At 31.1% G+C, this 16381-nt stretch carries 12 protein-coding genes; 11 read left to right on the forward strand and 1 reads right to left on the reverse strand.

Going from position 1 to position 16381, the window contains the following annotated elements:
- Positions 1-177: 177 nt before the first annotated feature.
- The 4 genes from accD to pyk all read left to right on the forward strand — a co-directional run bounded on the left by accD (position 178) and on the right by pyk (position 4899).
- A complete protein-coding gene (gene accD / locus NSU06_RS05510) occupies positions 178-1044 on the forward strand; it encodes an acetyl-CoA carboxylase, carboxyltransferase subunit beta (RefSeq protein WP_017176124.1) in 867 nt (288 codons plus the stop codon).
- Positions 1037-1981 (forward strand): acetyl-CoA carboxylase carboxyltransferase subunit alpha, encoded by a 945-nt coding sequence (locus NSU06_RS05515; RefSeq protein ID WP_017176125.1) that lies wholly within the window; start codon positions 1037-1039, stop codon positions 1979-1981. The genes accD and NSU06_RS05515 overlap by 8 nt, the downstream gene beginning before the upstream one ends.
- A gap of 171 nt (positions 1982-2152) precedes the next feature.
- Positions 2153-3121, forward strand: coding sequence for a 6-phosphofructokinase (gene pfkA, locus NSU06_RS05520; protein WP_017176126.1), 969 nt, complete (start codon positions 2153-2155; stop codon positions 3119-3121).
- 17 nt (positions 3122-3138) lie between these two features.
- On the forward strand, positions 3139-4899 hold the full coding sequence (gene pyk / locus NSU06_RS05525; RefSeq protein ID WP_145428814.1) for a pyruvate kinase: 1761 nt from the start codon (positions 3139-3141) through the stop codon (positions 4897-4899).
- A gap of 306 nt (positions 4900-5205) precedes the next feature.
- On the opposite strand, the gene NSU06_RS05530 is transcribed toward pyk, so the two are convergent.
- Positions 5206-6558, reverse strand: coding sequence for an amino acid permease (locus NSU06_RS05530; RefSeq protein ID WP_150885224.1), 1353 nt, complete (start codon positions 6556-6558; stop codon positions 5206-5208).
- Positions 6559-6907: 349 nt separating this feature from the next.
- On the opposite strand from NSU06_RS05530, the gene NSU06_RS05535 reads away from it, so the two are divergent.
- The 7 genes from NSU06_RS05535 (at position 6908) to coaE (ending at position 16294) form a co-directional block, all read left to right on the forward strand.
- Positions 6908-8026, forward strand: coding sequence for a citrate synthase (locus NSU06_RS05535; RefSeq protein WP_145428809.1), 1119 nt, complete (start codon positions 6908-6910; stop codon positions 8024-8026).
- Positions 8027-8061: 35 nt separating this feature from the next.
- Positions 8062-9333 carry an NADP-dependent isocitrate dehydrogenase gene (gene icd, locus NSU06_RS05540; protein WP_017176130.1) on the forward strand — a complete coding sequence of 424 codons (1272 nt, stop codon included), beginning with the start codon at positions 8062-8064 and terminating at the stop codon, positions 9331-9333.
- Positions 9334-9557: 224 nt separating this feature from the next.
- Positions 9558-10268 (forward strand): response regulator transcription factor, encoded by a 711-nt coding sequence (locus NSU06_RS05545; protein WP_017176131.1) that lies wholly within the window; start codon positions 9558-9560, stop codon positions 10266-10268.
- Positions 10268-11965 carry a two-component system histidine kinase PnpS gene (gene pnpS, locus NSU06_RS05550; RefSeq protein ID WP_019835443.1) on the forward strand — a complete coding sequence of 566 codons (1698 nt, stop codon included), beginning with the start codon at positions 10268-10270 and terminating at the stop codon, positions 11963-11965. The genes NSU06_RS05545 and pnpS overlap by 1 nt, the downstream gene beginning before the upstream one ends.
- 180 nt (positions 11966-12145) lie before the next feature.
- Positions 12146-14782: a DNA polymerase I gene (gene polA / locus NSU06_RS05555; protein WP_049379578.1), complete on the forward strand. Its 2637-nt coding sequence runs from the start codon at positions 12146-12148 to the stop codon at positions 14780-14782.
- Positions 14783-14797: 15 nt separating this feature from the next.
- Positions 14798-15670, forward strand: coding sequence for a bifunctional DNA-formamidopyrimidine glycosylase/DNA-(apurinic or apyrimidinic site) lyase (gene mutM / locus NSU06_RS05560; RefSeq protein WP_049379577.1), 873 nt, complete (start codon positions 14798-14800; stop codon positions 15668-15670).
- Positions 15671-15691: 21 nt separating this feature from the next.
- Complete coding sequence (gene coaE / locus NSU06_RS05565; protein ID WP_049379576.1) at positions 15692-16294, forward strand: dephospho-CoA kinase; 603 nt, start codon at positions 15692-15694, stop codon at positions 16292-16294.
- Positions 16295-16381: the final 87 nt, after the last annotated feature.

Consider the following 16381-nt stretch of genomic DNA (forward strand, 5'->3'; position numbering starts at 1 on the left):
GCGACACAAGATTTAACACAATCTGCTATGGAATTAGGTGTTGCATGTATTGAAGTAGATTTCCATGACGTATATGATAAAACAATGAAGTTAACAGATTTAAAATAAAGTAAGCGAATTTAAAAGTAACTATTTAAAATAACGAAATTATTGAGTGAGTTATGCGGAGGTTTACGCATGTTTAAAGATTTTTTTAATAGAAGTAGTAAAAAAAAGAAATATTTAACGGTACCGGATTCTAAACAAAATGACGTACCAGCGGGTATCATGACTAAATGTCCTAATTGTAAAAAAATAATGTATACAAAAGAACTAACTGAAAATTTAAATGTATGCTTTAATTGTGATCATCATATCGCACTTCCTGCATACAAAAGAATAGAAGCTATTTCAGATGAAAATTCGTTCAAAGAATTCGATAAAGAAATGACATCTTCTAATCCTTTAGATTTTCCTGGTTATCAAGAAAAGGTGGAAAAAGATCAAAAGAAAACGGGTTTAAATGAAGCCATCGTAACTGGTACAGCAGAATTAGATAGCGTGAAATATGGCATTGCAGTTATGGACTCACGATTTAGAATGGGAAGTATGGGTTCAGTCGTAGGGGAAAAAATCTGTAGAATCGTTGATTATTGTACTGAACATCGGTTACCATTTGTATTATTTTCTGCAAGTGGTGGTGCCAGAATGCAAGAAGGTATTATTTCATTAATGCAAATGGGAAAAACAAGTGTATCATTAAAACGACATTCTGATGCTGGATTATTATATGTTTCTTATTTAACACATCCTACTACTGGTGGTGTATCAGCTAGTTTTGCTTCTGTGGGTGATATTAACCTAAGCGAACCTAAGGCTTTAATCGGTTTTGCTGGACGTAGAGTGATAGAACAAACAATTAACGAAAAATTGCCGGAAGATTTTCAAACTGCTGAGTTTTTATTAGAACATGGTCAATTAGATAAAGTTGTGCATAGAAAAGACATGAAAGCAACACTTTCTGAAATTTTAAAACTACATCAAGAGGTGAAGACGAATGCTTGATTTCGAGAAATCTTTATATGAGATTAAAGAAAAGATTAATTCATTGAAGGAATCTCAAGAAAAAAATGACGTCGACTTACAAGATGAAATTGATTTGTTAGAAGCCTCTTTGGAAAGAGAAAGAAAAAAAATATACACCAATTTAAAACCTTGGGATCGAGTACAAATTGCAAGACTTCAAGAAAGACCTACAACACTTGATTATATTCCATATATCTTTGATTCATTCATTGAATTACATGGAGATCGTAATTTTAGAGATGATCCTGCGATGATTGGTGGAATAGGATATCTCAACAATCAACCGGTAACTATCATAGGTCAGCAACGAGGGAAAGATACTAAAGATAATATTTATCGTAATTTTGGAATGGCTCATCCTGAAGGTTACCGTAAAGCTTTACGCTTAATGAAACAAGCTGAAAAATTTAATCGTCCTATTTTTACGTTTATTGATACAAAAGGTGCATATCCGGGAAAAGCAGCTGAAGAACGAGGGCAAAGTGAATCAATTGCGAAAAATTTAATTGAGATGGCTTCTCTTAAAGTACCTGTGATTGGTGTTGTCATCGGTGAAGGTGGAAGCGGTGGTGCGCTTGGTATTGGTATAACTAATAAATTATTAATGCTTGAAAATAGTACTTATTCTGTTATTTCTCCAGAAGGGGCGGCAGCATTACTTTGGAAAGATAGCTCTTTAGCAAAAATGGCTGCTGAAACGATGAAAATTACTGCAAAAGATTTACTGGAACTAAACGTGGTAGATGAAGTTATTAATGAACCACAAGGCGGCGCTCACAGAGACGTCGTTTTTCAAGCAAAACAAATTAAACAATCTTTTATTCATCAGCTTAATGAATTAAATAAATTAGATGGACAAGCTTTAGCGAATCATCGATTTAATAAATTTAGAAATATTGGTACCTTTATTAATTAACACAGAATGACTAGAAATTTAATTAAAATTTCTAGTCATTTTTTTATATAAATTAAATTAAAAATTTAAAACGTTTACATATATATAATCTATCAATATTAATGGAATAGATAATAAAATTATGGTAATTTATACATGAAGATTATTATAGTTAGGAAAGGGTATGTCGCTATGAAGAGAATTGCGGTATTAACAAGTGGTGGAGATTCACCAGGCATGAATGCTGCTGTTAGAGCAGTCGTACGAAAAGCAATTTATAATAATATCGAAGTTTTTGGTGTTTATCAGGGTTATCAAGGTTTACTTGATGATAATATCCACAAACTTGAATTAGGAAGTGTTGGAGATACGATTCAACGAGGAGGAACTTTTCTATATTCTGCTAGATGTCCTCAGTTTAAAGATGAGAGTGTAAGACAAAAAGGGATTGAGAACTTACACAAGCATGGTATTGAAGGACTTGTAGTAGTCGGTGGAGATGGCAGTTATAGAGGTGCTCAACGTATTAGCGAAGAAACAACCGATATAAAAACAATTGGTATCCCTGGAACAATTGATAATGATATTAATGGTACTGATTTCACTATTGGTTTCGATACAGCATTAAATACGATTATTGACTGTGTCGATAAAATCAGAGATACTGCTTCAAGTCATGCGAGAACTTTTGTTGTAGAAGTAATGGGACGTGATTGTGGTGATTTAGCACTGTGGGCTGGATTGTCAGTAGGTGCTGAAACAATCTTAGTTCCAGAAGAGCACACAGATATTAAAGATGTTGCTGAAAAAATTGAAAGTGGTATTAAACGTGGAAAAAAACATTCTATCGTTATGGTAGCAGAAGGTTGTATGAGTGGCCATGAATGTGCAGAACAATTAACTAAATATATCAATGTTGATGCACGTGTATCTGTTCTTGGTCACATCCAACGTGGTGGTAGTCCATCTGGTGTAGATCGAGTACTTGCTTCAAGATTAGGCGGTTATGCTGTAGAATTGTTAATGCAAGGTCAAACAGGATTCGGTGTAGGTATACAAAATAACCAACTTACAGCAACACCATTTGATGAAATTTTCAATAATGAAAGCCATAAATTCAACACTCGTATTTATGACTTAGCAAAAGAATTATCTATATAATTTAGGAGGCTTTTATAATGAGAAAGACTAAAATTGTATGTACTATAGGACCTGCTTCAGAGTCTGAGGAAATGTTAGAAAAATTAATGAATGCTGGAATGAACGTTGCACGTTTAAATTTCTCTCATGGTAGTCATGAAGAACATAAAACACGTATTGATTCAATTCGTAAAGTATCTAAAAAATTAGGTAAAACTATTGGTATTTTATTAGATACTAAAGGACCTGAAATTCGTACACATGATATGAAAGACGGCTTGATTGTACTTGAAAAAGGTAAAGAAGTTATTGTGAGTATGTCTCAAGTTGAAGGTACACCTGAAAAATTCTCAGTCACATATGAAGATTTAATTAATGATGTTCAAATTGGATCATACATTTTATTAGATGATGGTTTAGTAGAATTACAAGTTAAAGATATTGATAAAGATAAAGGCGAAGTTAAATGTGATATCTTAAATACTGGTGAATTAAAAAATAAAAAAGGTGTAAACTTACCTGGTGTTAAAGTAAACTTACCTGGTATCACTGATAAAGATGCTGCAGATATTAAATTTGGTATTAAAGAAGATATTGATTACATTGCAGCAAGCTTTGTACGTCGTCCTAGTGATGTATTAGATATTCGCGAAATTTTAGAACAAGAAAATAATGATAATATTACGATCTTCCCTAAAATTGAAAACCAAGAAGGTATTGACAATATCGAAGAGATTTTAGAAGTATCTGATGGTTTAATGGTTGCGCGTGGTGACATGGGTGTTGAAATTCCACCTGAATCTGTGCCAATCGTTCAAAAAGATTTAATTAGAAAATGTAATAAATTAGGAAAACCTGTCATTACTGCAACTCAAATGCTTGATTCAATGCAACGTAATCCACGTGCAACAAGAGCTGAAGCAAGTGACGTTGCTAATGCAATCTATGATGGTACAGATGCAGTTATGTTATCTGGTGAAACAGCTGCAGGACAATATCCTGAAGAAGCAGTTAAAACAATGAGAAATATCGCAATTTCAGCTGAAGCTGCTCAAGATTACAAAAAATTATTATCTGATCGTACTAAATTAGTAGAAACATCATTAGTAAATGCGATTGGTGTATCTGTAGCACATACTGCTCTAAACTTAAATGTTAAAGCAATTGTAGCTGCAACTGAAAGTGGTTCAACAGCGATTACAATTTCTAAATATCGTCCACATTCAGATATTATTGCAGTAACACCTAGTGAACATACTGCAAGACAATTAGCACTAGTATGGGGTGCATATCCAGTTGTTAAAAAAGGACGTAAAACAACAGATGATTTATTAAATAATGCAGTAGCAACAGCTGTTGCTACTGAAAAAGTTGGTAATGGTGATTTAATTATCATTACTGCTGGCGTTCCAACTGGTGAAAAAGGTACGACTAATATGATGAAATTACATTTAGTAGGTGATGAAATTGCTAAAGGTCAAGGTGTTGGTCGTGGATCAACAACTGGTAAAACAGTGATTTCTAAAACTGCTAGTGATTTAGAAGGAAAAGACCTAAGTGAATCAATTATTGTGACTAATTCAGTAGACGAAAGTTATGTTCCATATGTTGAAAAAGCTGCAGGTTTAATTACTGAAGAAAACGGTATAACATCACCAAGTGCAATCGTTGGACTTGAACAAGGTATCCCAACTATTATTGGTGTTGAAAATGCAACTAAAGAATTGAAAAATGACTTATTAATTACTGTTGATGCAAATCAAGGTAGAATTTTTGAAGGGTATGCGAATGTCCTTTAATTAAACAACTGTATAAGTATGTTTAATTAAAATGCTAGAAGAGCGAGAATAACCACATTAGTGGATAAAATTCTCGCTCTTTTTTATATTATTTAAACATATTAAAAAAGTGGAATAGAGCCGTATTCGTCGTCCCACCTTGCGTTGAACGTAGATTTTCATTAAGAAAATCTCTATGTTGGGGATAGTAGTGTTTAAAAATGCTTATTACAAGAGTATTTCAATTCAGACATCGACTGCATTAACATAAAAATGACTGGAATATTATCAATTGTTCCAGTCATTTTTTATATTGATATTTTAATGTTAATTTGCTACTTTTTTATATCTTAAATACATAATACCTAAAATAATAAACCAAATGGGTGTTAAGAAAATAGCGTTTCTTGTTGTTGCATTTACAAATAGTAAACAAAACACAAATATGAAGAATGCTAAAATAATATAGGCCATATATTTTCCACCAGGAAGTTTGAATTTTGCTTTTTTATGTAATTCAGGATTTTTTCTATGATAATTAATATAAGCCCAAATAATTAAAGCCCACACGATAATAAATAATACTGTTGAAATTGTTGTAACATATGTAAATACTAGCGTTGCATTTGGAAAAATATAGTTTAATAATGCTGTCACCAATAATAACGCAGATGATACTATAATTGCGATATGTGGTACACCTTGTTTGTTAGTACTTTTAAATATAGAAGGCGCTTGTTTTTGTTCAGATAATCCAAATAACATACGACTATTTGAGAAGATACCACTATTACAAGATGAAGCAGCAGCAGTTAAAACTACAAAGTTAATTAATCCAGCTGCAAACGGAATACCAATTAATGAGAACAATCTAACAAATGGGCTCTCATTTGGATCCACTTTGTCCCAAGGAATAATAGACATAATGACTGCTAAAGCACCTACATAGAAAATTAAAATTCTAATTGGTACTGCATCTATAGCTTTAGGTATTGTTTTTTCTGGATCTTTAGTTTCACCAGCGGTTACCCCAATCATTTCAATACCAACAAATGAGAATAAAGCCATTTGGAATGACATAAAGAAACCAGAGGTTCCATTGGTAAAAATACCATGTTTATAAAGATTAGTTAAACTTGCATGTCCAAATTGAGTTTTATAAGCAAATAAAATCATTATTGCACCAATGACGATTAAAGCTATAATAGTTATAATTTTAATAATAGCAAACCAGAATTCTAATTCTCCAAATAATTTTGCACTTAATAAGTTAAAAATCATTAATATTAATACGCAAAACAGAGCAGTAATCCAGTTTGGTATAGTTGGAAACCAGAAACTAACATATTTAGCAACTGCAGTTACTTCTGCCATTCCCGTTATAATCCAGCATAACCAATATGTCCATCCAGTAACGAATCCTGCAAACGGTCCAATATACTCGTTTGTTACATCAGCAAATGATTTAAAACGAGTATTTTGAATGATGATTTCTCCAAGACCTCTCATAAACATAAATAGCATGAATCCAATAATGATATAGGTTAATAGAATAGAAGGTCCAGTCATAGCTATAGTTTGACCTGCACCTAAGAATAATCCAGTTCCGATAGCGCCACCAAGAGCAATCAATTGTACATGACGATTACTTAATCCTCTTTGTAATTTTTCTTCTGCCATAAGACAACTCCCTTACATTTAATTAATATTAATTATGCACTTATATATTAAATTCGACAATTATTTTTCTAAATTTTTTCTAAAAATTTTATTAACATTGAGTTAATAAAAAATAATCATTGTTGATAAATAATTAAAATATTCATTATTTTCATATAAGTCAACCTTGTCTTACTATTCATAAATAGCTTTATAACGATTTTTACTATCATTATAATTAAAATTAATATATAAATAATTTACCAATGAAAATTTAAACCACATATATAATTATTCACAAAACTTATAATTTTAGATATACTATTTTATGAAAGCCATTACATTATGTAAAAGAAAAGGGGAATTACTTATGGCAGAATTACAAAAAGGTTTAGAAGGGGTTATCGCAGCAGAAACTAAAATTAGTTCAATTATTGACAGTCAATTAACTTATTCAGGATATGATATTGATGATTTAGCTGAAAATGCTCAATTTGAAGAAATCATGTTCTTATTATGGAATTATAGATTACCAACACAAGAAGAACTTGAAGAATTAAAAGAGAAACTTAAACAATATATGACATTAAATCCAAGGGTATATAAGCATTTTGAAGAATATGCTACGGATGATGTACATCCAATGACTGCATTACGTACCTCTGTTTCTTATATTGCACACTTTGATCCAGATGCTGAAGAGGAAACAGATGAAAGTCGAAAAAATCGAGCTATTCGTATCCAAGCAAAGATTGCATCATTAGTTACAGCGTTTTCACGCGTGCGAAAAGGAAAGGAACCTGTTAAGCCCAATTCTGATTTAAGCTATGCAGCAAACTTCTTGTATATGTTAAAAGGGGAATTGCCATCTGATACTGAAGTTGAAGCTTTTAATAAAGCTTTAATATTACATGCTGATCATGAACTTAATGCTTCAGCATTTACAGCAAGATGCGCAGTATCATCTTTATCTGATATGTATTCAGGTATTGTAGCAGCAATTGGTTCATTAAAAGGCCCTTTACATGGTGGAGCAAATGAACAAGTTATGAAAATGCTATCAGAAGTTAAATCACTTGATGAAGTAGATAATTATTTAGATAAGAAACTCGCTAACAAAGAAAAAATCATGGGATTCGGTCATCGTGTATATAAAGAGGGAGATCCACGTGCCAAGTACTTAAAAGAAATGAGTCGAAAAATAACTTCTGAAACTGGACATAACGAATTATATGAAATTTCTCTTGCAATTGAAAAGCGTATGCATGATGAAAAAGGTTTAATTCCAAATGTAGACTTCTTTAGTGCAACTGTTTATCATAGCATGGAAATTCCACACGATATTTTTACACCTATCTTTGCTGTAAGTCGTACTGCAGGATGGACCGCGCATATTTTAGAACAATATCGTGATAATCGAATTATTCGTCCGCGTGCAAAATATGTTGGAGAAACAAATCGTAAATATGTAGCAGTAGAAGAAAGATAAAATATTTCAAAATTTAATTTATGGAGGCTTTTATAATGGCAGCTGAAAAAATTACTAGAGCAAATGATGAATTATTAAATGTACCTAATGAACCAATTATTCCATTTATTATTGGGGATGGTATCGGTCCTGATATTTGGAAAGCAGCTAGTCGTGTTGTTGATGCGGCGGTTGAAAAAGCATATAACGGTGAAAAGCGTATTGAGTGGAAAGAGGTATTAGCTGGTCAAAAAGCGTACGATGAAACTGGTGAATGGTTACCACAAGAAACTTTAGATACCATCAAAGAATACTTAATCGCAATTAAAGGGCCATTAACTACACCAATTGGCGGAGGCATTCGTTCTTTAAATGTAGCATTAAGACAAGAATTGGATTTGTTTACTTGTCTTCGTCCAGTACGTTGGTTTAAAGGTGTACCTTCACCAGTAAAACGTCCTCAAGATGTTGATATGGTTATCTTCCGTGAAAATACTGAGGATATTTATGCTGGAATTGAATTTAAAGAAGGAACAGAAGAAGTTAAAAAAGTTATTGACTTCTTACAAAATGAAATGGGTGCTACAAATATTCGTTTTCCCGAAACTTCTGGTATTGGTATTAAACCAGTTTCTAAAGAAGGAACCGAACGTTTAGTAAGATCAGCTATTCAATATGCAATTGATAATAACCGTAAATCAGTAACATTAGTTCACAAAGGTAATATTATGAAGTTTACAGAAGGATCATTTAAACAATGGGGTTATGATTTAGCTCATAACGAATTTTCTGATAAAGTATTTACTTGGCAACAATATGATGACATTGCTGAAAAAGATGGTAAAGATGCTGCAAATGACGCACAACAACAAGCTGAAAAAGACGGTAAAATTATTATTAAAGATTCAATAGCAGATATTTTCTTACAACAAATTTTAACACGTCCAGCAGAACATGATGTAGTAGCTACAATGAACTTAAATGGCGACTATATCTCAGATGCACTTGCTGCACAAGTAGGAGGAATCGGTATTGCTCCTGGTGCTAATATTAACTATGAGACAGGGCATGCTATTTTTGAAGCAACACATGGTACAGCACCAAAGTATGCTAACTTAAATAAAGTGAATCCATCATCTGAATTATTAAGTTCTGTATTAATGTTAGAACATTTAGGATGGCAAGAAGCGGCTGATAAAATTACTGATGCTATTGAAGCTACAATTGCTTCTAAAATTGTGACATATGATTTTGCTCGCTTAATGGACAGAGCTACTGAAGTATCAACTTCAGAATTTGCCGATGAATTGATTAAAAACTTAAAATAATATTTATTTTGATAAAACAGTCTAAGATGGATTTTGATGTCTTAGACTGTTTTTGTTCATTATTAATAAATATCAAAACAAGATTAACGAAAAATATTCTTAACAAATTGAAAATAATAAGTAAATGTTAAGTTTATGTAAATTCAATATGTTGTATGTTATTTTTATTTAAATTTCAGTTATAATAAAATTGAAATTGTTAATTCTATTTAGGGAGGCAAATCATGTCACAAAAAGTATTAGTGGTTGATGACGAGCAATCAATAGTAACGTTACTAAAATATAACTTAGAAACAGCAGGTTATATTGTAGATGTAGCGTATGATGGTGAAGAAGCACTCAAAAAAGTTAAAGAGGTTAAACCTGAACTGATTGTATTAGATGTCATGTTACCTAAAAAAGATGGAATAGAAGTATGTAAAACGATTCGATCTGATAAAAATCTTGTACCTATTTTAATGTTAACGGCTAAAGATGATGAGTTTGATCGTGTTTTAGGCTTAGAATTAGGTGCTGATGATTACATGACTAAACCTTTCTCTCCAAGAGAAGTTGTAGCAAGAGTAAAAGCTATTTTAAGACGCTCTCAAATTGCTAATGAAGTCGTAAAAGATGACGTGGAGGATGAAGATATTGTAATTGATAATATTAGAATTCGTCCTGAATTCTTTGAAGTCTATAGAGATGATACCTTGCTTGAACTTACTCCTAAAGAATTTGAGTTATTACTTTATCTTATTGAACGTCAAGGACGCGTAATTACTAGAGAACATATGTTAAATTCAGTGTGGAATTACGAGTTTGCAGGAGATTCAAGAATTGTAGATGTTCATATTAGTCATTTAAGAGATAAATTAGAAGAAAATCCTAAACAACCTAAGTTGATAAAAACAGTTCGTGGATTGGGTTATAAATTAGAAAGACCTAAAGCTTAATGATTAAATTTCATCATAGATTATTACTTCTACTATGTACAATCACAATTATTAGTTTTATAGGCTTAGGTGCAATTCTTCATCATACGATTTATCAGATATTATCAGATACTCAAACTAGAGAATTAAATCATTTATCAGAAAATATCGTAAATTTAAATAAGCGAAATAAACAAGCAGACATTCAGCGTATAGCACAAAATCAAAATTTGGTTGTTAAAATTTCTGAAAATGGACATGTGTTATATCAAACTGGCAATCAACATCAAATTAATCATACTATTGATAATGCAGCTAATCCTTCGAATATTATATATCATAAAAATAAGGATAAGGTGGATTACACATTTAAAAATACTGTAAGTAATCAAACAATATACATAAGTGGTATTAATACTGAAATTTTAGATTTACAAAAAAATATGTGGAAGTACTTATCATTAATTGGAATCATTGTGTTATTTGCTATTTATTTAGCTGTAAGAAGCATTAATCGCACCTATATACGACCAATCAACGAAGTTACTTATGCGACATCTTTAATTGCAGATGGATATTATCATGTTAGAGTACCTGAAAGTAATGTGAAAGAAACAAAAGCATTATTTGTTACTACCAATGATTTAGCAAGACGATTGCAAAAATTAAATAATAAACAAAAAATGCAATCTAATCGCCTTAAAACAACATTAGAAAATATTCCTAGTTCGGTATTAATGATAGATAAACAAGGTGAAATTGTTATTGCAAACCATGCTTATTACGAGGTGTTCAAACCAGATAGTAAAGTCGAAAATAAAGATTATACTGTACATTTAGATAAAGAAATTCAACATCTTATTATTGAAAGCTTTAAAACTGAAAAACCGTTGCATGAACAAATTGAGTTATACATTAATGATGTTCATCAAAAATATTTTGATGTTTCTTGTATTCCCATTTTAAGTAAATCAAAAAAGAAACTTCAAGGTATGGTTGTAGTATTACATGATATCACTAATCTAAAAAAATTAGAGAATTTGAGACGTGAGTTTGTTGCAAATGTTTCACATGAACTTAAAACTCCAATCACTTCAATTAAAGGATTTGCAGAAACCTTAATTGAAGGTGCAAAGAATGATGAACAATCCCTTGATATGTTTTTAAATATTATTTTAAAAGAATCAAATCGTATAGAATCACTTGTCATGGATTTATTGGATTTATCTCATATTGAACAACAAACTGAGATTGAGACTACTTATGTTAATCTTTCAGATTTAGCACATAATACAATCCATAATCTACAAACTCAAGCTAAGTATAAAAATATCGCTATTAAATCTGAAATAGAAAATGATGTTATTATTAAAGCGCATGAAGGAAAATTGTCTCAAGTTATCACGAATTTACTTTCAAATGCCATTAACTATTCATATGAAAATAATAAAGTTATTGTTAGAGTTTACAGAGAAGATATAAAAGTTAATCTAGAAATCCAAGATTATGGCATTGGGATAGACAAAAAAGATCAAAAGCATATTTTTGAGAGATTTTATAGAGTAGATAAAGCAAGAAGTCGTGACTCTGGTGGAACAGGTTTAGGATTATCGATTACAAAACATATTGTAGAAGCACTTCACGGTACCATTATGGTCGAAAGTGAACTGAATAAAGGATCGCTATTTAGAGTCTCATTTATAGATAAAATCGAATAACTATTTTGTCCTATAAGTTTAGGTCATCCACACTTTAAAATACTTTTTTATGTTTTTAGGATTTTAAAGGGACCTAAACTTGTAGGATTTTATTTTTTGACATTCGTAAAATATCGTTCAGTCGTTATGACCAAAGGTTTATGCTAAAATATAATTAAACTCATTCTGGAGGTTTAAAATTTGAATAAATTAGTATTGATAGATGGCAATAGTTTAAGTTTTAGAGCTTTTTACGCATTGCCACTTTTATCTAATAAAGCAGGTATTCATACAAATGCGATTCTTGGGTTTGCCAAATTACTCGAAAAAATTATCAGAGAAGAACAACCTACACATTTCTTAGTAGCCTTTGACGCAGGTAAGACTACTTTTAGACATTCTAAATATAGTGAATACAAAGGTGGACGTCAAAAAACACCACCCGAATTAAGCGAACAATTCCCCTATATTCGACAATTGTTAGATGCTTATCATATTAAACATTATGAATTAGAAAACTACGAAGCAGATGACATTATTGGTACATTAAGTAAAGAAGCAGATCAAAATGATTTTGAAACTATTATTGTAACTGGAGATAGAGACTTAACACAGTTAGCAACTCAAAATGTGACTATTTATTATACTAAAAAAGGGGTCACAGACGTTGATCACTATACTCCAGAATTTATAGCAGAAAAATATAATGGTTTAAAACCAATACAAATTATTGATATGAAAGGTTTAATGGGAGATAGTTCAGACAATATCCCCGGTGTGGCTGGAGTAGGAGAAAAAACAGCAATTAAACTTTTAAATCAATTTGATTCTGTAGAAGGTGTCTATGAGAATATTGATAAAGTATCTGGTAAAAAATTAAAAGAAAAGCTTGAACTTAGTCATGAAGATGCATTAATGAGTAAAGAGCTTGCTACAATTAATCGACATAGTCCAATAGAAGTCACTTTAAATGATACGAAATTAAATGATATCAAGGATAATCATGAAAAAATTGAACTTTTCAAGAAATTAGAATTTAAACAATTATTAGCAGATATAGATAATGAAGCATCTGAATTTGAGCAAGAACAAAAACAAGTTTCTTTTGATATTTTGCCTACATTTGAATATGTTGATTTTAATCATCTTGATGAAGCAGTGATTCATTTCGAAATAGATGGTTCTAATTATTTAAAAGATGATATTTTAAAGTTTGGATTTTATGATAAAGAACGTTATATCGTAATTGATGCAGATAATATTAAAGATTATCCAGAACTTATTAAATGGTTGGAAAATGAAAATTCTAAAAAGGTAGTTTATGATGCAAAGAAAACATTTGTTATAGCACACAGATTAAATATTAACATTCAAAATATCGTTTTTGATACGATGTTAGCAAGCTACATTATTGATCCATCACGAACGATTGATGATGTCTATTCGGTTGTAACAAATTATCATCAAACTTATGTTAAGGAAGATGTGTCTATTTATGGGAAAGGTAAAAAGCGACAAGTTCCTAATGCTGAAATTTTAAATACGCATATTGCATCTATTACTAAATCTATTGATGCTGTTAAACCGTTAATGGAAAAAGAACTAGAATCACATCAACAAATGAATTTACTAAAAGATTTAGAACTTCCGCTAGCACGTATTTTAAGTAAAATGGAAGAAATTGGTATTTATACAGATGTAAATGATTTACAACGCATGCAACAAGAATTACAAGAGAAGTTAGAATTGTTAGTTCAGCGTATTCATGATGCAGCAGGTGAAGAATTTAACATTAATTCGCCTAAACAACTCGGTGTTGTTTTATTTGAAACATTAAAACTACCTGTCATTAAAAAAACAAAAACAGGTTATTCTACAGCAGTCGATGTTTTAGAACAGTTACAGAATGAACATCCTATCATTAATGATATTTTAGAATATCGTCAATTAGCTAAATTACAATCTACTTATGTGGAAGGTTTACAAAAAGTCATTAGTAATGATCAGCGTATACACACTCGTTTTAATCAAACATTAGCACAAACTGGACGATTATCTTCAGTTGATCCTAATTTACAAAATATACCGATTCGACTTGAAGAAGGGCGTAAAATACGTAAAGCATTTAAACCTTCATCTGAAGACAGTGTTATTTTATCTGCTGATTATTCTCAAATTGAATTACGTGTCTTAGCGCATATTACACAAGATGACAGTTTAAAAGAAGCATTTATTCATGGACAGGATATTCATACTGCTACAGCACGAAAAGTATTTGGTGTTGAAGCGGAGGAAGTCACTGATTTAATGCGTAGACAAGCCAAAGCTGTAAATTTTGGAATCGTTTATGGTATTAGTGATTATGGCTTAAGTCAAAGCTTAAATATAACTCGTAAAGAGGCAAAAATATTTATTGATGATTATTTAGCAAGTTTCCCTGGAGTTAAGCAATATATGAGTGACATTGTAAAGGATGCTAAAGCAAATGGCTACGTTGAAACATTATTGCATCGTAGACGTTATATTCCTGACATTACTAGTCGTAATTTTAATTTAAGAGGTTTTGCAGAACGAACAGCAATGAACACTCCAATTCAAGGAAGTGCAGCCGATATTATTAAACTTGCTATGGTGGAATTTGATAAGCAAGTTCAACATACGTCTTACAAAGCTAAATTACTTTTACAAGTACACGATGAATTAATATTTGAAGTACCTAAATCTGAAGTTGAAGAATTTAGTTTATTTGTTGAAGATATAATGGAGCATGCATTAGACCTAGATGTTCCATTAAAAGTAGACTCTAATTATGGTGCTACTTGGTATGATGCGAAATAGAAAGAGGAATGAATAATGCCAGAATTACCAGAAGTTGAACATGTTAAAAGGGGAATAGAACCTTTTATTGTAAATACTACAATTAAAAGTATTTCATTTTCTAAAAAAGTAATTGAAGGTAAAAGTCAGAATAAAGAAACGATTATCAAAGGAATGAATTTAGATGGTTTTCGTTTGAATTGCGAAGGCTATAAGATAATTAAAGTCGAACGAAGAAGTAAATATATTGTTTTTTATATTGAAAAGCATAATCGTAAACGTGTGTTACTTAGTCATTTAGGTATGGCTGGTGGATTTTTCATTGTCAATCACCTATCTGAGATAGCAATTCCCAACTATCGTAAACATTGGCACGTGATTTTTCATTTAAATAATGGAAAAAAATTAGTGTTTTCAGATATACGTCGATTTGGTGAGATTAGAAACCTAAATTCCTTTGAAGATTATCCTTCATTTTTAGAAATAGCGCCTGAGCCTTTTGACGAAGAAGCGTTACAACATTTTAATCACTATTTATCTCAAAAAAAAGTAGCCAATAAACCTATTAAACAGATGTTACTGGATCATAAAATCGTAGCAGGATGTGGAAATATCTATGCTTGTGAAGCGTTATTTAGAGCAGGTATCCATCCTGCTAGAAAAGTAAAAGATACGTCTCATCAAGAAAGACAAATGCTCTTTTATTATGTACAAGAAGTTTTAAAAGAGGGTATTGATAATGGTGGAACCAGTATTTCAGATTATCGTCATGCAGACGGAAAAACTGGACAAATGCAATTACATTTAAATGTATACAAACAAAAGACATGTAAAGTATGTGGCCATGATATTGAACAAAAGGTTATAGCATCTAGAAACAGTCATTTTTGCCCATATTGTCAGAAATAAATAAAGTGAGCGGTGATATAAATGCCTAAAGTAATTGGATTAACAGGTGGAATAGCTACCGGAAAGTCAACAGTTTCTAAATTATTATCAGAATATGGATTTAAAATTGTCGATGCAGATATAGCTTCAAGAAAAGCAGTAGAGAAAGGATCAACTGCTTTGGAACGAATAAAAGAAACGTTTGGCGATGAAGCAATCACAAGTGACGGAGAAATGAATCGACAATACATTGGAGAATTAGTATTTAATCATCCAGAAAAACGATTAGAACTTAATGAAATTATTCATCCTATTGTAAGAACGATTATGGAACAAGAAAAGGAACAGTATGTACAACAGGGATATGATGTGATTATGGATATTCCGCTTCTGTTTGAGAATGATTTACAAGATACTGTGGATGAAGTTTGGCTCGTCTACACATCAGAAAGTGTACAAATTGAACGTTTAATGAAACGTAACAATTTAGACTTGGTTCAAGCAAAAGCGAGAGTTCATAGTCAAATATCAATTGATAAAAAAAGCAGAATGGCTGATCATGTTATAGATAATTTAGGAAGTAAATCTGAATTAGAAACCCTTCTTAAACAACTATTGATTGAAAAAGGATACATTCATGAATAATATAAAAAAAGAGTTTAGGGCTTTATTTTAAGTCTTAAACTCTTTTTATTTATACAATAAAATATATTAGTTATATAAACTTAAAAT

The sequence above is a fragment of the Staphylococcus sp. FSL W8-1270 genome, from assembly GCF_038007165.1.
Classification (GTDB): Bacteria; Bacillota; Bacilli; order Staphylococcales; family Staphylococcaceae; genus Staphylococcus; species Staphylococcus hominis.